The 17,530-nt window shown below is 69.7% G+C and carries 17 protein-coding genes and 1 riboswitch; of the genes, 4 read left to right on the top strand and 13 right to left on the bottom strand.

The window, feature by feature from the left end:
* Positions 1 to 67: 67 nt before the first annotated feature.
* Positions 68 to 337, bottom strand: a complete 270-nt coding sequence (locus ACFYNP_RS27420) for a DUF4190 domain-containing protein (protein WP_388411983.1) — start codon at positions 335 to 337, stop codon at positions 68 to 70.
* Between the two features lie 2 nt (positions 338 to 339).
* The gene (locus tag ACFYNP_RS27415) at positions 340 to 495 is read right to left on the bottom strand and encodes a hypothetical protein (protein WP_162952519.1); all 156 of its coding nucleotides are present in this window, start codon (positions 493 to 495) and stop codon (positions 340 to 342) included.
* Between the two features lie 151 nt (positions 496 to 646).
* Here ACFYNP_RS27415 and ACFYNP_RS27410 point away from each other — a divergent pair, with 151 nt between their 5' ends.
* Complete coding sequence (locus ACFYNP_RS27410) at positions 647 to 1,264, top strand: TetR family transcriptional regulator (RefSeq protein ID WP_388411980.1); 618 nt, start codon at positions 647 to 649, stop codon at positions 1,262 to 1,264.
* Between the two features lie 314 nt (positions 1,265 to 1,578).
* On the opposite strand, the gene ACFYNP_RS27405 is transcribed toward ACFYNP_RS27410, so the two are convergent.
* From ACFYNP_RS27405 to ACFYNP_RS27355, 11 genes are all read right to left on the bottom strand, one after another.
* On the bottom strand, positions 1,579 to 2,448 hold the full coding sequence (locus ACFYNP_RS27405) for a thioesterase family protein (RefSeq protein ID WP_388411978.1): 870 nt from the start codon (positions 2,446 to 2,448) through the stop codon (positions 1,579 to 1,581).
* 70 nt (positions 2,449 to 2,518) lie between these two features.
* The gene (locus tag ACFYNP_RS27400; RefSeq protein WP_388411976.1) at positions 2,519 to 3,178 is read right to left on the bottom strand and encodes a trimeric intracellular cation channel family protein; all 660 of its coding nucleotides are present in this window, start codon (positions 3,176 to 3,178) and stop codon (positions 2,519 to 2,521) included.
* A 46-nt stretch (positions 3,179 to 3,224) separates the two neighbouring features.
* A complete protein-coding gene (locus ACFYNP_RS27395) occupies positions 3,225 to 4,628 on the bottom strand; it encodes a M1 family metallopeptidase (RefSeq protein WP_388411974.1) in 1,404 nt (467 codons plus the stop codon).
* Positions 4,629 to 4,725: 97 nt separating this feature from the next.
* On the bottom strand, positions 4,726 to 6,138 hold the full coding sequence (locus ACFYNP_RS27390) for an ABC transporter ATP-binding protein (protein ID WP_388789069.1): 1,413 nt from the start codon (positions 6,136 to 6,138) through the stop codon (positions 4,726 to 4,728).
* Positions 6,139 to 6,167: 29 nt separating this feature from the next.
* Positions 6,168 to 7,265, bottom strand: a complete 1,098-nt coding sequence (locus ACFYNP_RS27385; RefSeq protein WP_388411972.1) for an ABC transporter ATP-binding protein — start codon at positions 7,263 to 7,265, stop codon at positions 6,168 to 6,170.
* Positions 7,262 to 8,260, bottom strand: coding sequence for an ABC transporter permease (locus ACFYNP_RS27380; protein WP_388411970.1), 999 nt, complete (start codon positions 8,258 to 8,260; stop codon positions 7,262 to 7,264). Before ACFYNP_RS27380 ends, ACFYNP_RS27385 begins: the two co-directional genes overlap by 4 nt.
* 123 nt (positions 8,261 to 8,383) lie before the next feature.
* A complete protein-coding gene (locus tag ACFYNP_RS27375) occupies positions 8,384 to 10,159 on the bottom strand; it encodes an ABC transporter substrate-binding protein (protein WP_388411968.1) in 1,776 nt (591 codons plus the stop codon).
* Between the two features lie 80 nt (positions 10,160 to 10,239).
* Entirely contained in the window at positions 10,240 to 11,244 is a 1,005-nt protein-coding gene (locus tag ACFYNP_RS27370) for an ABC transporter permease (protein WP_388411966.1), read from the bottom strand.
* Positions 11,245 to 11,644: 400 nt separating this feature from the next.
* Positions 11,645 to 12,442: an enhanced serine sensitivity protein SseB C-terminal domain-containing protein gene (locus ACFYNP_RS27365; protein WP_388789014.1), complete on the bottom strand. Its 798-nt coding sequence runs from the start codon at positions 12,440 to 12,442 to the stop codon at positions 11,645 to 11,647.
* A 167-nt stretch (positions 12,443 to 12,609) separates the two neighbouring features.
* A complete protein-coding gene (locus tag ACFYNP_RS27360; RefSeq protein ID WP_388789011.1) occupies positions 12,610 to 13,383 on the bottom strand; it encodes an enhanced serine sensitivity protein SseB in 774 nt (257 codons plus the stop codon).
* Positions 13,384 to 13,489: 106 nt separating this feature from the next.
* Positions 13,490 to 14,149 carry an AAA family ATPase gene (locus ACFYNP_RS27355; RefSeq protein WP_388411961.1) on the bottom strand — a complete coding sequence of 220 codons (660 nt, stop codon included), beginning with the start codon at positions 14,147 to 14,149 and terminating at the stop codon, positions 13,490 to 13,492.
* Positions 14,150 to 14,278: 129 nt separating this feature from the next.
* Positions 14,279 to 14,376, top strand: a riboswitch (glycine riboswitch).
* Between the two features lie 152 nt (positions 14,377 to 14,528).
* On the opposite strand from ACFYNP_RS27355, the gene gcvT reads away from it, so the two are divergent.
* The 3 genes from gcvT (at position 14,529) to glyA (ending at position 17,410) form a co-directional block, all read left to right on the top strand.
* The gene (gene gcvT, locus ACFYNP_RS27350; protein WP_388789008.1) at positions 14,529 to 15,644 is read left to right on the top strand and encodes a glycine cleavage system aminomethyltransferase GcvT; all 1,116 of its coding nucleotides are present in this window, start codon (positions 14,529 to 14,531) and stop codon (positions 15,642 to 15,644) included.
* Between the two features lie 100 nt (positions 15,645 to 15,744).
* Positions 15,745 to 16,119, top strand: a complete 375-nt coding sequence (gene gcvH, locus ACFYNP_RS27345) for a glycine cleavage system protein GcvH (RefSeq protein ID WP_388789005.1) — start codon at positions 15,745 to 15,747, stop codon at positions 16,117 to 16,119.
* A gap of 31 nt (positions 16,120 to 16,150) precedes the next feature.
* Positions 16,151 to 17,410 carry a serine hydroxymethyltransferase gene (gene glyA / locus ACFYNP_RS27340; protein ID WP_388789002.1) on the top strand — a complete coding sequence of 420 codons (1,260 nt, stop codon included), beginning with the start codon at positions 16,151 to 16,153 and terminating at the stop codon, positions 17,408 to 17,410.
* Positions 17,411 to 17,530: the final 120 nt, after the last annotated feature.

The following is a 17,530-nucleotide window of genomic DNA, read 5'->3' as shown; positions in this document are numbered from 1 at the left end:
TGGGCCCGATTCTACGAGCCGCACGGGGCGGGCCGTGCCGCAGTTCCGGCCAGGACCGTGGCGGGGCTCAGCCGTTGAGCCCCCAGGACACGGTGTGGTCGGCCATCATCAGGCCGGCCAGGACCGCGAGGTCGGCCACGCCCAGGGCGAGACCGAGCAGCGCGCGGCCCCGGCGCTCGGTGCCGTACAGCAGGGAGAGCGACGACAGGACGATGGCGACGGGGCCGAGGACGATGTTCATGACGAGCAGCCCGACCAGTCCGAGGACGAAGGCCGCGACGGCCATCCCGTCCCTGTCACGGTTGCGGGTGCGGCGGCGGATCGCTGCGAGTTCCATCGTCAGCCCTTCCGGTGCGAGAGGCGTTCACGGGCGGCGAAGACGAGCAGCCAGACGCCGATGACACCGGCGACGGCCAGGGTGACCGGGAGCGGGAGGTGCGCCGCTGAGCCCAGCACGACCCCCAGCAGAAGGAGGGCTGCGACGAGGAAAAGCATGAGAACCCTTTCTGTGCACGGCTTCCGGGCGGTCCGGGAGGAGGGCGCCCACGGTCGGACGGCTTCCTCGACATGCCTTGAGAGTACGACTGTTCACTGACTACTGAGTCTAGTGTTCCCAACTTCCGCGAACACATGTTTACTGAGTGGTATGAGCCACACTCTCGGGATCCGGCAGGCCCAGAAGCAGAAGACCCGGCAGGCCCTCATGGACTCGGCGCTCCAGCTCCTGGAGCACCAGAGCCTCAGCAGCCTGGGGCTTCGCGAGGTCACCCGGGCGGTCGGGATGGCTCCGGCCGCGTTCTACCGGCACTTCACGGGGACGGCCGACCTGGGAGTGGCGCTGGTCGAGCAGGCGCTGGGTTCGCTCCACGACACGATCAGGGCGGCGATCGTCACGACGGGGTCGAGCGAGCAGCGGATCGAACGGGCGGTGGCGCTGATCGGTGCGCACGTGCGGGCGCACCCGGCACATGTCCGCTTCATCGCCCGCGAGCGGCACGGCGGAGTCGCGCCGGTGCGGGAGGCGATCGGGGTGCAGCTGCGCCGCTTCGCGGACGAGGTGGCCGAGGCGCTCGGGGCCGACCCCGAGTCGGCCGGCTGGACCCCGGCGGATCTGCGGATGCTGGCCGGGGTGTACGTCGACCACATGGTGATGACGGCGTCGGCGCTCCTGGAGGGCGACGAGGGCTCCGAGGAATCGGTCCTGGCCACGGCCCGGGCCCAGCTGCGCCTGGTGACCCTGGGCCGCCACCACTGGCTGGACTAGCCCCCGGAGCTCCACCGGGGCTCCCCCGGAGCTCCGCTGGGGGCTCCGCCCCCAACCCCGCTCTCACCCGCAGCCCGTGCGTGGCTGGTCGCGCAGTTCCCCGCGCCCCTGACAGGACCGGTGCGGACCAGCACGGGCATCCTCAGCCCGTCATGGGGGTCCCCCTGGCCCTTGCGACCTTGGGGAAGTTTGGGGACGAGCGCCCTCAAGGCGTCCTCAAGGTGCGAACGGGGTTCGGGGCGGAGCCCCAGGGGCCTGGAACCAACCAACCCCGGGCAAACGGGCGGGATGGAGGGCGAAAGCCCCCGCCCGCCTCAGCCCCGCGGCGCGCGCGCCAGTTGGCGGGACTGGGCGACCAGCCGGTCCGCCGAGTCCCAGACCTCCGCGTCCTCCTCCAGAAAACCCCCCGCCAGGTTCCGCGTGGTGATGGACACCCGCAGGGGCCCGGGCGCCGGCCGGCACCGAACGTGCGTGGTCAGCTCGACCGTGGGCGTCCAGCCCTTGAGGCCCAGCTCGAAGGAGGTCGGCGGCAGCGCGTCCACCGTGAGCAGCAGCGAGAGCGGATCCGCGTCACGCCCGTCCGCGAGCCCGAACCAGGCCCGCATCTCGCCCTTTCCGGACGGCGCCCCCACGGCCCAGCCCAGCGTCGTCGGGTCGAGCTTGAGCATCAGACGGTCGGTGATGGCGGAGCTGCCGGGGATCGGCGGACGGCTGCCGTCGGGAGCGTCCGCAGCGCCGATGCAGTGCGAGAGCGGCGGCATCGCGGGCGGCTTGGCCGTGGTGCGCACGTCGTCGCTGAGCGCGTCGAGGTCCCCGTACGAGGCGAGCACCCGGATGCGCTCGACCTCCGCGCCGCTCTCGTCGTACTGGAAGAGCGAGGCCTGCCCCGTGGAGAGGGTGCGGCCGGTGCGGACCACCTGGGTGCGAATGACCGCCGGCCCCGGGACGGACGGCGTGAGGTAGTGCGCGGAGACGGTGAAGGGGTCCGGGTGCGGCAGCGCGTCGCCGAGCGCACGGCCCAGCAAGGCGAGCAGATAGCCGCCGTTGACGGCGTGGATGATGGTCCAGCCCGCCGAGAGCTCCGCGTCGTAGACCCCCGCTTCCCGCAGGGAGACCGCGGTGTCGCGGTCGAACTCGCTGTCCCCGATCGCGGCGGGGAGTACCGGTGACGATGCCTGTGCCATGGGCAGCACCGTACACCGATACATTACTGAGCGGTAGCTTTTTTCGTGACCCCACGCTCCCCCGGAACCCTCACGCCTCCTCCAGCGTCGAGCTGCGCCGGTTCCAGGCCCGCGGCGCCCGCCAGTGGTACTTCAGCGCGGCGATGCGCAGCAGGAACGCGGTGACCACCGCGAGCCCGCTGGTCCCCGCGGTCAGCATGTCGAAGCGGATGAAGAGCACGATCATCGTGGAGCCGACGATCGCGGGCACCGCGTACAGGTCGCGGTCCCAGCGCAGCAGCGAGGGAACCTCGTTGGCGAGGACGTCGCGCAGCACACCGCCGCCCACCGCAGTCGCGAGGCCGAGCGCCGCCGACGAGGTGAGCCCGAGCCCGTAGTCGTACGCCTTGGTGGTGCCGCTGACGCAGAACAGGCCGAGCCCCGCCGCGTCGAAGACGTTGACCGCGGTCTGGGTGCGCTCGACCTCGGGGTGCAGGAAGAAGACGAGGACCGCGGCGAGCAGCGGGGTCACGAAGTACCCCAGGTCCGTGAACGCGGCCGGCGGTACGGCCCCGATGATGAGATCGCGGAACAGCCCCCCGCCCAGCGCGGTGACCTCGGCGAGCACCGCGATGCCGAACACGTCGAAGTTCTTGCGCACGGCGAGCAGCGCGCCGGAGATCGCGAAGACGAAGATCCCGACGAGGTCCAGCGCGTGCTGGACGGAGGGACTGAACAGTGAGTGAAGCACCCCGCATTTTTACTCATGGCGGGGCGCCGCCCGGCACACCCCGGGCTCAGAGCGCGGGCTTGCCCGTGTCGTGGACCCACTTCTGGAAGAGGCTGTCGAGGGGCTTGCCCGAGACCTTCTCGGCCAGCTTGATGAAGTCCTCGGTATCGGCGTTGTGGTAGCGGTGGGCCTTGGTCCAGGCCGGGAGCAGTTTGAAGAAGGCCTGGTCACCGATGTTCTCGCGGAGTTCCTGGAGCATCATCGCGCCGCGCTCGTAGACCGCGTCCGAGAACATCGTGTCGCGCTGGGGGTCGGCGACCTCGATCTTCCAGAAGTCGTCGGCCGCCGGGATCGAGTTGTAGGCGGCGAGGAAGGAGTCGTGCGCGCTCCTCGTGCCGCGGTGCTCCGCCCACAGCCACTGCGCGTACGTCGCGAAGCCCTCGTTGAGCCAGATGTCGTCCCAGTGGGCGACCGACACGGAGTCGCCGAACCACTGGTGGGCCAGCTCGTGCACGATGGTCGACTCGCTGCGCACCGCCGAGTAGCTCGGCTTGGACTGGGTCTCCAGGGAGAAGCCGGCCTGCGGCATGTCGTCGACGACCGCGCCGGTCACCTCGAAGGGGTAGGGGCCGAAGAGCTTGGACCAGTAGTCGGTGGCCTCGGCCGTCACCGCGTACACATCGACCTTGTTCTGGTTGGCGAGGACCGGGTCGATGGCGACGTAGATGGGGGTGCCGCCGGGCGTGCGGCCGGTCTTCACGTCGAACTTGCCTATGGATGCGGTGGCCAGGTAGGTCGCCATCGGCTTGGACTCGCGCCAGTGGTAGTACGAGCGGTTGCCCCGGTCGTGGGACTCCACCAGACGGCCGTTGGAGACGCCGGTGAGGCCCTTGGGGGCGTCGATGCGGATGTCGTACGTGGCCTTGTCGGAGGGGTGGTCGCTGGAGGGGAACCAGGTGGAGGCGGCGTTGGGCTCGCAGGCCACGAAGACGCCGTCCTTGGTCTTCATCCAGCCGTAGTCGGAGCCGAAGACGATGGGGCCGTTCAGCGGTTTCGGCACCCCGCCGTAGACGACGGTGACCTCGAACTCCTCGCCCTTGCTCAGGCGGTGGCGCGGGGTGATGACGATCTCGTCGCCGCTCCTGTTGAAGTCGGCCGGCTTGCCGTTCACCCGGATCGAGTCGACCGTGAGCTTCTGGAGGTCGAGGTCGAAGCGGGAGAGGTTCTGGGTGGCGCGCGCGGTCACGGTGGTGCGCCCGTCCAGGCGCCCCGAATCGGGGTTGTAGCTGACACCGAGGTCGTAATGGAGGGCGTCGAAACCGCCGTTGCCCATCTCGGGGAAGTAGGGGTCTCCGATGCCGGGGGCGCCGGGTGAGGCGGCGGGCGCGGCGGCGATGGTGAACCCGGCGGCCACCGCGGTGGCGAGGGAGAGCCAGCGGGAGGTGCGACGTGCCGAACGGGAGAGTGCCATGTGAGTCTGCCCTTCGAACGCATGCCGTTGTTACGGACACGCAGACTCTGCACTCTCCCGCTTCGGCATGGACATGACTTTGCCGAACTGTCATGGCCTACTTGTCGGTTGACTCCTGTGACTCCTCGGAGGCGCCGTCCCGGCCGGTTCCGCCCTTGCCGTCCGCAGCCGCGGCAGGCTCGGCCGTCACGGCAGGCTCGGCCGCCGCCGCGGTCGGTACGGTCTTGGCCTCGGCAGGCGTGGCGGCCGGCTCGGCCGTCGCCGCATCGGGGGTCACCGTCTCCTGGGCGGCCGCAGCCCCGGCCGTCGCGGGCTCGACCGTCGCGGGCTCGACCGTCGCGGGCTCGACCGGAGCAACCGGCTCCACCGGCTCCACGCCCTCGCCGATCGTCACGACCTCGATCGACTCACGGGCCTCCGGCAGGATCGCCTCGCCCGGCGCCTGGTCCGGCGCGTTCTCCGGGTGGTGGCAGGCGACGCGCTGGCCCGGCTTGAGCTCCACGAGCACCGGCTCCCGCGTCGTGCAGACCTCGGTCGCCTTCCAGCACCGGGTGTGGAACCGGCAGCCGCTCGGCGGCGAGATCGGCGAGGGAACATCGCCCTTGAGCAGGATCCGCTCGCTCTTCACCCCGCGCCGCTTCGGGTCCGGCACCGGCACCGCGGACATCAGGGCCTTGGTGTACGGGTGCATCGGCGCCGAGTACAGCGACTTGCGGTCGGCCAACTCCACGATCTTGCCGAGGTACATGACCGCGATCCGGTCCGACACGTGCCGGATGACCGACAGGTCGTGCGCGATGATCACGTACGTCAGGCCGAGCTCCTGCTGGAGGTCGTCGAGCAGGTTGACCACCTGCGCCTGGATCGACACGTCGAGCGCCGACACCGGCTCGTCCGCGACGACCAGCTTCGGGTTCAGGGCGAGCGCGCGGGCGATGCCGATGCGCTGGCGCTGGCCGCCGGAGAACTCGTGCGGATAGCGGTTGTAGTGCTCGGGGTTGAGACCCACCACCTCCAGGAGGCGCTGGACCTCCTTCCTGATCCCGCCCTCGGGTTTGACGCCTTGCAGCTTGAAGGGGGCGGAGATGATGCCGCCCACCGTGTGCCGCGGGTTCAGCGAGGAGTACGGGTCCTGGAAGATCATCTGCACATCGCGGCGCATCGGCCGCATGCCGCGCACCCCGAGGTGGGTGATGTCCCGGCCCTCGAACTCGACGCTGCCGCCGGTCGGTTCGAGCAGCCGGGTGATGAGCCGGCCCATCGTCGACTTGCCGCAGCCGGACTCGCCGACCACGCCGAGCGTCTCGCCGGAGCGCACGTCGAAGTCGATGCCGTCGACGGCCTTGACCGAGCCGGTCTGCCGCTTGAGCAGTCCGCTGCGGATCGGGAAGTGCTTCTGCAGACCGCTGACCTTGAGCAGCACCTCGCCGGGAGCGGCTTCCTTGTTGAGCACGCTCCCGCCGGCCGCACCCTGGCCGGCCGCGCCCTTGCCCTGGGCGGGAATCGTCACGTCGTTGTCCGTCACGCCTTTGTCCTCGCTCACAGCTTGGGCGCAATCTCTTCGGTCCAGATGCGCTCCCGCTCGTCCGGCGTCATGTGGCAGGCGGCCCAGTGGCCGCTCCCGCCGTCGCTCAGCTCGGGGCGTACGGTCCTGGTGATGTTGTCCTTGGGCACATCGGCGTACGGGCAGCGCGGGTTGAAGGCGCAGCCGGACGGGATGTTGATCAGGGACGGCGGGGAGCCCTTCACCGGGATGAGACGCTCGGTCTCCTCCCGGTCGATGCGCGGCATCGAGCCGAGCAGGCCCCAGGTGTAGGGGTGGCGGGGCTCGTAGAAGACCTTCTCGGCGGGGCCGCGCTCCACACAGCGGCCGCCGTACATCACCAGGATGTCGTCGGCGAGCTCGGCGACGACGCCCAGGTCGTGGGTGATGATGATGACCGCGGAGCCGAACTCCTTCTGCAGGTCCCGGATCAGGTCGAGGATCTGCGCCTGGACGGTGACGTCCAGGGCGGTCGTCGGCTCGTCCGCGATCAGCAGGTCGGGGTTGTTCACCAGCGACATCGCGATCATCGCGCGCTGGCGCATGCCACCGGAGAACTCGTGCGGGTAGGAGTCCACGCGCTTGTCGGGCTGCGGGATGCCGACCCGGTCGAGCATCTCGATCGCCCGGACGCGGGCGGCCTTCTTGTCGACGTCGTGGTGGACCCGGTACGCCTCGACGATCTGCTTGCCGATGGTGAAGTACGGGTGCAGCGCGGACAGCGGGTCCTGGAAGATCATGGCCATGTCGCGGCCGCGCAGCTTGCGCACGTCGTCCGGGTCGGCGGAGAGCAACTCCGTGCCGTTGAGCCAGATTTCGCCGGATATCTGTGCCTTGCGCTTGCCGTACTGGCCGGCCGTGTGCAGGCCCATGATGCCCAGCGAGGTGACGGACTTCCCGGAGCCGGACTCGCCCACGATGCCGAGGGTCTTGCCCTTCTCCAGGGAGAAGCTCAGCCCGTCGACGGACTTGACCAGGCCGTCGTCGGTCGGGAAGTGCACCTTCAGGTCGCGTACGTCGAGGAACGCGTCCGAGGGCCGCTCACCCGCGACCGGCTCGCCGACCGCGGCGCCGGTCTTGTTCAGGTCGGTCATACGAGCCTCACTCGGGGGTCGATCACGGCGTACAGGAGGTCCACGACGAGGTTCGCGAAGATCACCGCCGCCGAGGTGATCAGCGTGACACCGAGGATCACCGGAAGGTCGCGCTCGTCGATGGCCCTGAGCACGGCCTGGCCGAGACCGGGGATGCTGAACGCGGTCTCGGTGAGGATCGCGCCGCCGATCAGGGCGCCGATGTCCATGCCGAGCACCGTCAGGATCGGCGCCATGGTGGACCGCATGGCGTGCTTGCCGATGACGACGGATTCCTTGAGGCCCTTGGCGCGGGCGGTTCTGACGTAGTCCTCGCCCATCACTTCGAGCATCGTCGCCCGGGTGAGCCGGGCGTACATCGCCGCCTGGAGGAGGGCGAGCGTGATCCAGGGCAGGACCAGTCCGCTGAACCACCCGCCCGGTGAATCACTGAAGGGGACGTACTGGCCGTCGGTCCAGTGCAGTCCGTAGGTGAAGATCGCCAGCGACAGCAGACCGGTGAAGTAGATGGGCAGCGAGACGCCCGCCAGGGCCACGGTCATGGAGGCCCGGTCCCACAGCGAGCCGCGCTTGAGGGCGGAGACCACGCCGGTGAGCACACCGAAGATGACCCACAGGATGGCCGCGCCGATGACCAGCGACAGCGTGACCGGGAAGCGGTCCTTGAGGACCGGCCAGATGGCCTGCTCGTTCTTGAACGAGTAGCCGAAGCACGGGGCGCCGCAGTGGATCGTGGAGCCGCCGCCGGTGTAGTCGCGACCGACCAGGATGCCCTTCACGAAGTCGAAGAGCTGCACGAAGATCGGGTCGCCGAGACCCAGCTTGGAGCGGATCGCTTCGAGCGCCGCCGCGTCGGACTGCTTGCCGACGTACATCGTGGCCGGGTCGACACCCGTCCACTTGGGAACCAGGAAGAAGATGCCGAACGTCACGAGCATGACGATCAGCAGCATCACGATGGCGGCGAAAAACCGCCTGATGAGATATGCGAGCACTGCTCTCGGCCCGGCGGCGGGCCGGGGGCACCGGATTGCGGTACCCCCGACCCGTCACGCGACGGCCTTCACCTGCCCTTCGTGCCTAGCGGCGGGTGCGCCGGCGGAGCGATTGGACGACGGTCACTTCTCGACGCCGAGCGAGGCGTAGTCGTAGAAACCGTTGTTGTTGGTCGTCGTGTAGACGTTCGTGAGCCGGGAGCTGCGCCACTTGACGTTCTTCTCGAAGACGAACGGCAGGTACACGGCGTGCTCGGAGACCTTCTGGTTGATCTGCTTGTAGAGCCCGGCTGCCTCTTCGGGGGTATTGGCCGCGATGGCCTGGTCGAAGAGCGTGTCGATCGACGGGTCCTTCAGCATCGAGTAGTTGTTGTTGCCGTTGGGCAGGATGAACTTGGAGTCGACCAGCGGGAGCAGGAAGCCCTGGCCGGACGCGAAGTCCGGGCCCCAGCCCATGATGATGATTCCGTAGTTCTTCTTCTTGACGACCTCGGGGTTGCCGATGATGCCGGTCGTCTGCGAACCGTCGTACTGGTCGATGTCGACCTTGATGTTGACCTTGGCGAGCGCGGCCTGCATCGACTGCGCCGTGGCGACCTCGACCGGCTTGTTGTTGCGCACCGCGATGGTGGTCGAGAAGCCGCCGGGCTTGCCGCAGGCAGCCAGCTCTTCCTTCGCCTTGGCGATGTTCGGCGCACCGTTGTTCTGGGTCACGCCGTACGGGTCGTACGCCGGGTCCGAACCGCTGATGATCGGCGGCAGCATGTTGGTGGCGATGTCACCGCCGGCCTGCGGGCCGCCGCGGGCGGTCTGGAGCGACTTGTGGTCGGCCGCGTAGATGACGGCCTTGCGGCAGTGCTCGTTGTCGAACGGGGCCACCGTCTGCGGGAAGGCCGCGTAACGGATGTAGCCGGTGTCCGGGTTGTCGACGTTGCCCTTGTGCTGCTGGAGGGCCTTGGTGCGGCCGGCGGCGCCGAGGCCGGTGCCGTTCAGGTCGACGTCGTAGTCACCGTTGATCAGACGGTTGTCCATGTCGTCGGCGCTGCTCAGCAGGGTGAGGCTGATCTTGTCCGGCAGGGCCTTGCGGACGTCGTCCGTCTTCGGGTCCCACTGGTCGTTGCGGACCAGGATCATGGACTTGTTGGGCGAGTAGGACTCCCACTTGTACGGGCCGAGCGAGAACGGCTTCAGGCCGTACTTCGACTGGGTGTCCTTGTCCTGGCGGACCGGGGAGCCCGAGGGCATGGCCAGCATCTGCTGGAAGTCGACGTTGGGCGCCGGGAGCTTGAAGACGATGGTCTTGTCGTCCGGCGTCTCGATCGCCTTCAGACCCAGCTTGTCGGCGGAGGTGTCCTTGTAGGGACCCTTGTACTCACCGGTGGGGTCGAGGGCTTGCTTCAGGTAGACGGGGCCGCCGGAGATGACGTCCTGCGCCCAGATGCGCTCGATGCCGTACTTGACGTCCTTGGAGGTGACGGGCTTGCCGTCCTCCCACTTGACGCCGTCCTTCAGGTGGTACGTGTACGTCTTCTTGTCCGCCGAGACGTCCGCGAGACCGGTCGCGATGTCCGGGACCAGCGTCTCGCTGTCCTTGCCCGGGGCGGGCTTGTAGGTGATCAGCGTGCGCGTGTAGTAGCGCGCGTAGTCCCACATGAAGCCGTAGTAACCACGCTGCGGGTCCCAGGAGTCGGCGTCCTGGGTGCCGACGAACTTGAGCTCCCCGCCCTTCTTCGTCGACGCGTTCGCCAGCTTGCTGTTGGCGGCGTTGAACCCCGGGGCCTTGTCGCCCTTGGAGTCGTTGCTGCCGCCCCCGCCGCAGGCCGCGGTGGACAGCAGAGCCGCAACGACGATGGCGGCGCCGGCGACCGTCTTTCGCCTTGATGAACCTAGGGTTGTCACGATCTCGCTTCCTCCGTTGTGGGCGTTTTGAGTGTCGCGGCCCGTGCGGTGCGCCGGGCCGGAGTATGTGAAGTCCCGCATCAGCGGGTGCCCTTCGGGTCGAAGGCGTCGCGGACGCCGTCGCCGAAGAGGTTGAACGCCATCACGGTGATGAAGATCGCCACACCCGGGATGATCATGAACATCGGATCTGACTGGTAGATCGAGGTCGCGGACGAGAGCATCTGTCCCCAGGAGGCCGTGGGCGGCTTGACGCCCGCCCCCAGGAAGCTGAGCGCCGCCTCGGTGAGGATGTTCGTCGGGATCATCAGCGTCATGTAGACGGTGATCGGCGCGATCAGGTTGGGCAGCAGCTCCCGGAACAGGATGTAGCCGCGGCCCGCGCCGAGGCTGCGCGCCGCCTCGACGTACTCGCGCTCGCGCAGCGACAGCGTCTGACCGCGCACGATGCGTCCGACGTAGGGCCAGCCGAAGAAGCCGATCACCATGATCATCACGAGCAGCCGGACCCCGGTGCCGCTGAGCCCGAAGAGCTGGGAGGGGACCACGGAGATCAGCGCGATGATGAAGAGCAGCTGCGGGAAGGAGAGCAGCATGTCCATCACGCGGCTGATGACGGCGTCGATCCAGCCGCCGAAGTAGCCGGCGATCACGCCGAGGACGGTGCCGACCGCGACCGCGAAGACGGCCGCGAGGAAGCCCACGAGCAGCGAGATCCGTGCGCCGTAGACGATGCGGCTGAACACGTCGCGGCCGTTGACCGGCTCAACTCCCAGCAGGAAGTGCGAGTTGATGCCGCCCCAGCTGCCGATCGGGGTCGAGAGCAGCGGGTCGATCTGGTCCTCGTGGAACTCCTCCGGCGGATGGCCGAACGCGTCGACGATCAGCGGCGCGAAGATCGCGACCAGGACCAGGAACACGACAACGATGCCACCGGTGAGGGCGAGCTTGTCCTTCTTCAGCCGGTTCCAGGCGATACGGCCCAGCGAACGCCCTTCGACCGCTCTGGTCTCGCCGCTCGGCGTGACACTGATGTCCGCGGTCGGGTCCGCGTCGGCGGGTGTGTCGTGCAATGGTGCCGTCATCGTGGCAAGGACCCCTCTCAACCGGCGGTGACCGGCCCGCGCTTGCCGCTGTAGCGGCGCGTTCCCATCAGCAGTGCGAGCGGGGGGCGACACCGGGCAGCGGGTCGAGCTGCTCGCACAAGGGCCCGAACGGCCCTGCATGCCGGGAGTCTTCAATGGCGTCGCGATCACCCGCCAGACCTGACGGCGAATGTATGCGTAAACGTGATGCGGAAAGAGGGTTTCCGTTATGCGGACGCAGGTGAACCAGGGGCGGACACGCGGAAGTTGGGGCGCAAGCGACGCCCTGGACCATTGCGGCGTTCGCCCCATCAGAACGGACATTCCCCTTACGCGTGAGGGGAGTTGACCGGGTCTGTCCCGGTTGCGGCGCCGGACGGAGCGGAGCCCGGTACGCGGATCAGTACATGCGCGGGGCGGCGGGCGGATAGCCGTAGCCGGGCCCGCCGGGCGCCGGGGCGGCGTGCGCCTCGCGGTCGTAGAAGGGCCGGGTAGCGGCTTTCAGCCACATACCGACCGGGTCGTACTCGTCCGACATCGCGACGGTGGAGACCGCGAGGCCCTCCGGTACCGCGGGGATGGACTGCTGCATCATCGCCCGTACCGCGTCCACCGACTGCGGGCTGGTGTCGTAGAGGTCGAGCCCGATCGCCAGGTACGGCGTGCCGAGCGCGGGCTGAACCCAGGCGCGGCGCAGCGAGCGCACGGCCGGGGTGCGGTGCGCGTGCTGCGCGAGCAGGGCGTAGAACTGCGGGATCTCCACGGCCGGTTCGGACAGCCGCAGGGGGCCGGCCGGCATCCGGTCGAGGCCGGTGGCGATCCGGCGCAGATCCGTCCAGGGGATGCCGACGCCGCCGCCCGGGGCGTGTGGATTGAGCCAGATCCCGTAGTGATCGGGGTAGAGCGTGCGGGCGACGTCCAGGGCGCCGGTCACTTCGTGCGCCCGGTTCCAGCCGCTGGCGGAGAGCTCCTGCGCGGAGGTCACACAGGGCGCGTAGGAGACGCCGTCGACCTCCATGTTTCCGTACTGCGCGTCCGGGGAGCCCGGCCTGCCGTGCCACAGCAGCATCAGGATCCGGCCGGAGGCGGGCTCCGCGAGGGCGTGGAGCAGCGCCTCGTAGACGTCGTAGCGCCCGGGGGTCACCTGGCGCAGCATGTGCTCGACCTGCCCGGCCGCCGCGGTGCCTGACGCGCTCACCCTGGGTCCCGCCCCTCTTCGATCCACCGTGCCGACGTCTGCGCCGCCCCGCAGCCCCGGGCACACGCGTGCGGCCGCGGGGGTGCAAGGGTCATGAAACCAGGTTAAGCCGCCGTACAGACACCGCCATGACCCGGCGGGACCTGCCGCGACGCACCCGGTGGTTGCTACTGGGCCCGTGCGTAGAAGGGCCGCACGCGTTCGCGCATCCACGTGGCGACCGGGTCCTGGGTCACGTCCAGCAGGACGAGATTGACCGGCCAGCCGACCGGGACCCGGCCGAGCGCCCGGCCGAGCGCCTCCATGGGGGCGCCCCGGCCCGCCCCGTCCCAGGTGGCGAACTCCACGCCGATGAAGAGCGTGGGCGGCTCCCCCTCGATGGAGGCGAGCGCGCGACGGGCGCTGAGCACCACGCCGATCGCCTCGAACTCCTCGGCCGCCGCGGTCAGGAAGTCGACCGGCTCCTCCTGCCAGTCCGGCTCGAAGAGCCGTACCCGCGCGCCCGACGCGGGCCCGTCGAGCGCGGTGAGCCCGGTGCGGCACAGCTCGGCGACGGCGGGCGGGGGCAGCGGCATGCCCACCGCGCCCTCGGGGTTGACCACGATGCCGAGCCGCGGCGGCAGCCCGCGCGCGAACTCGACGGCAGGCGCGACGGCGAACGACATGTGGGAGCCGACGCAGTGCAGGAACTGCTGCTCGGAGCTGTAGACCGGGACATAGGGGGCGCCGTCGAGCTCCATGGTGGGGAGGTCGAGGTCCCTGCTGTCCTGGCCGCCGCCGTTGGGCAGCGGCACCCATACGGGATTGCGGCCGAGCACCTCTATGAGGCGGGGGCCCGCGTCGGGCTGCCCGACGGCCGCGGCGAGGACCTCTTCGAGCTCGTTGCCCGGCCAGCCTCCGCCGCCGTGCGGATGCGCGAACGTCTGCTCCGGAAAGTTCATGTGCCGTCCTTCTCCCCCGACTGCTGTCGTGCCCCTCGACCCTAACGTCGTGGGCACGACGCGGGGAAAGGGTGCCGGGAAATGGCCCGGCGCGCGCCACCGGGCGCTACTTCGTGAAGCCGATGCGGTGCAGTACCGAGGCCGACTCGCGGTCGAGCAGCACCGCGCTCGCGCAGCCGGTCGGCAGGTGTCCGGCCTCCACCCGCGCTATGAGGCGGCGGGCCGCGCCGCGGTGCCGGGCGAAGGCGTACCTGGACACCCAGCGGCCCCGGTCGGCCTGGCCCGCCAGGGCGGTGCCGGGCGGTACGTCGAGCACGACCAGGCGCAGCGCGCGCCCCCGGCGCCGGGCGCCCCGGCCCAGCCAGTGCCGCACCCAGGCCTGCGTCCCGCAGTCGTGGACGACGAGGCTGTCGCCGGAGCGCAGCGCCCACCAGGTCCTGGCGAAGTGCGCGGTGCGGGTGAGCGGGCGGTAGAGGGCGTACGGGATGCCGGGGAGCCGGCGCTGCCAGGCGAGGCGGGTGTCCTGCGAGTCGATGCGGCGGTCGGTGACGGTCCGGCGCATCAGGGTCGTCTTGCCGCTGCCCGGAAGACCCGACACCACCACGACGTCCCCCGCGTCGAAGAGCAGCTCCGGCGGCGTGCGCGCGGGCCGCCCGCGCAGATCCCGTACCGCCTCGCTCATCACCGGTCGCGACGGTGCCGCCGGGCCGGGCCCGTCCGCCGCGGGCGCCTCCCGCACCTGGCCCGTCTCGTGTCCAACCGTCATGGCACTCCCCCCTGTTCGGATCCCGGGACCCCTGCCCTGGAAGTGTAAAGAGACGGTAATAGAGCTCAAGCGATTTGCCGCTTCCGGGATGCGTGCAATGATGTGCGCGCCAACTGCATACCGGCCGTTCGAATCCGCGCGGGAGAGTCCTCAGCAGCTGTGAGCTGGGGCGCCGAAGGAGCAAGTTCCTCCCTTGAATCTCTCAGGCCCCGTACCGCGCGGGTGAGGCAGATCTGAAAAGCGGGCCGTCCCCTGCCGGGCGGTCCCACCCAAGGTGCAAGCCGTGCCGCGCGTGCGCGACGGTGAACCTCTCAGGTTCCGATGACAGATGGGGAGGATGTCCTCGACCGTCATGCCCCGGGACCTTGGAGCAACATCCATGAGCAACGCCCCCCGTCTGACCTCCCTCGATGCCCTGCATCGTGCGCTGGGCGCCACGATGACCGACTTCGCGGGCTGGGACATGCCGCTGCGGTACGGGAGCGAGCGCGACGAGCACAACGCCGTGCGCACCCGCGCCGGGCTCTTCGACCTGTCCCACATGGGCGAGATCACCGTCACCGGCCCCGAGGCGATGAAGGCCCTCAACTACGCGCTGGTGGGCAACATCGCCACCATCGGGCTCGGCCGCGCCCGGTACACGATGATCTGCCAGGAGGACGGCGGGATCGTCGACGACCTGATCGTCTACCGCCTGGGCGAGAGCGAGTACATGGTCGTCGCCAACGCGGGCAACGCGCAGATCGTGCTCGACGCGATCACCGAGCGCGCGGCCGGCTTCGACGCCGAGGTCCGCGACGACCGCGACGCCTACGCGCTGATCGCGGTGCAGGGCCCCGAGTCCCCCGGCATCCTGAAGTCCGTGACCGACGCCGACCTCGACGGCCTGAAGTACTACGCGGGCCTGCCCGGCACCGTCGCCGGTGTCCCCGCGCTGATCGCCCGCACCGGCTACACCGGTGAGGACGGCTTCGAGCTGTTCGTGGCGCCCGAGCACGCCGAGCGGCTGTGGCGGGCGCTGACCGAGGCCGGCCAGGACGCGGGCCTCGTGCCGTGCGGTCTGTCCTGCCGCGACACACTGCGCCTTGAGGCGGGCATGCCGCTGTACGGGCATGAGCTGACCACCGCGCTGACCCCGTTCGACGCGGGGCTGGGCCGGGTCGTGAAGTTCGAGAAGGACGGCGACTTCGTGGGCCGCACGGCGCTGGAGGCCGCCGCCGAGAAGGCCGAGGCCACCCCGCCGCGCAAGCTGGTCGGCCTGATCGCCGAGGGCCGCCGGGTGCCGCGCGCCGGGTTCTCGGTGGTGGCCGGCGGCGAGGTCGTCGGCGAGGTCACCTCGGGCGCCCCGTCCCCGACGCTCGGCAAGCCGATCGCGATCGCGTACGTGGACGCCGCGCACGCCGCGCCCGGCACCGCGGGGGTCGGCATCGACATCCGCGGCACGCACGAGGCGTACGAGGTCGTCGCGCTGCCCTTCTACAAGCGCCAGAAGTGACGCGCGCCTCCCTCCGGCCGCCCCCTTCCCGTCCCGCCGTCCGAGACACTCGTCAAGACCCCGTCACCAGCACTCCCCCGCGTACAGGAGAATTCAGGTCATGAGCAACCCGCAGCAGCTTCGCTACAGCAAGGAGCACGAGTGGCTGTCGGGCGCCGAGGACGGCGTCTCGACGGTCGGCATCACGGAGCACGCGGCCAACGCGCTCGGTGACGTGGTGTACGTACAGCTTCCGGAGGTGGGTGACACGGTGACCGCGGGCGAGACCTGCGGCGAGCTGGAGTCCACCAAGTCGGTCAGCGACCTGTACTCCCCGGTCACCGGCGAGGTCGTCGCGGCCAACCAGGACGTGGTGGACGACCCTTCGCTCGTCAACTCGGCCCCGTTCGAGGGCGGTTGGCTGTTCAAGGTGAAGGTCACGGACGAGCCGGGCGACCTGCTCTCCGCCGACGAGTACACCGACTTCGCCAGCTGACCTCAACCACAGGGATACAGGGATTCGTCTGATGTCGCTTCTGAACCAGCCCCTCCACGAGCTGGACCCGGACGTCGCCGCCGCCGTCGACGCCGAGCTCCTCCGTCAGCAGTCCACCCTCGAAATGATCGCCTCGGAGAACTTCGCTCCGGTCGCGGTCATGGAGGCCCAGGGCTCGGTCCTCACCAACAAGTACGCCGAGGGCTACCCGGGCCGCCGCTACTACGGCGGCTGCGAGCACGTCGACGTGGTCGAGCAGATCGCGATCGACCGCATCAAGGCGCTGTTCGGCGCCGAGGCCGCCAACGTCCAGCCGCACTCGGGCGCCCAGGCCAACGCGGCCGCGATGTTCGCGCTGCTCAAGCCGGGCGACACGATCATGGGTCTGAACCTGGCCCACGGCGGTCACCTGACCCATGGCATGAAGATCAACTTCTCCGGCAAGCTCTACAACGTGGTCCCGTACCACGTCGACGAGACCGGCGAGGTCGACATGGCCGAGGTCGAGCGCCTGGCCAAGGAGTCGAAGCCGAAGCTGATCGTGGCCGGCTGGTCCGCGTACCCGCGTCAGCTGGACTTCGCCGCCTTCCGCCGGATCGCGGACGAGGTCGGCGCCTTCCTGATGGTCGACATGGCCCACTTCGCGGGCCTGGTCGCCGCGGGTCTGCACCCCAACCCGGTGCCGCACGCCCACGTGGTGACCACCACCACGCACAAGACCCTCGGCGGTCCGCGCGGCGGTGTCATCCTGTCGACGCAGGAGCTCGCCAAGAAGATCAACTCGGCGGTCTTCCCGGGTCAGCAGGGCGGTCCCCTGGAGCACGTCATCGCGGCGAAGGCGGTGTCCTTCAAGGTCGCGGCCTCGCCCGAGTTCAAGGAGCGCCAGCAGCGCACCCTGGACGGCGCCCGGATCCTGGCCGAGCGCCTGGTCCAGGACGACGTGCGGGCCGTCGGCGTCGACGTCCTGACCGGCGGCACCGACGTGCACCTGGTCCTGGTGGACCTGCGCAACTCGGAGCTGGACGGCCAGCAGGCCGAGGACCGCCTCCACGAGGTCGGCATCACGGTCAACCGGAACGCCATCCCGAACGACCCGCGGCCGCCGATGGTGACCTCGGGCCTGCGGATCGGCACCCCGGCCCTCGCCACCCGCGGCTTCGGCGACGACGACTTCCGCGAGGTCGCCGACATCATCGCCGAGGCCCTGAAGCCGGACTTCGACCGGGCCGCCCTGGCCGCCCGGGTGTCCGCTCTGGCCGCCAAGCACCCGCTGTACCCCGGCCTGAAGTAGTTTCGTACGCTTTCGTTCTCGGTTCATTCCGTACGAAGCCCCGGGGCACCGCGCACACTGGGTAGTGAGCGCGGTGCCCCATCCCATGCTGTGCCAGCTTTGCTCTGCGATACCCCGGCA

This window comes from Streptomyces sp. NPDC006691, assembly GCF_042869955.1.
In the GTDB taxonomy this organism is placed as follows: Bacteria; Actinomycetota; Actinomycetes; order Streptomycetales; family Streptomycetaceae; genus Streptomyces.
Note: the sequence above shows the minus strand (reverse complement) of the source record. Positions and strands in the feature narration are given on the sequence as shown.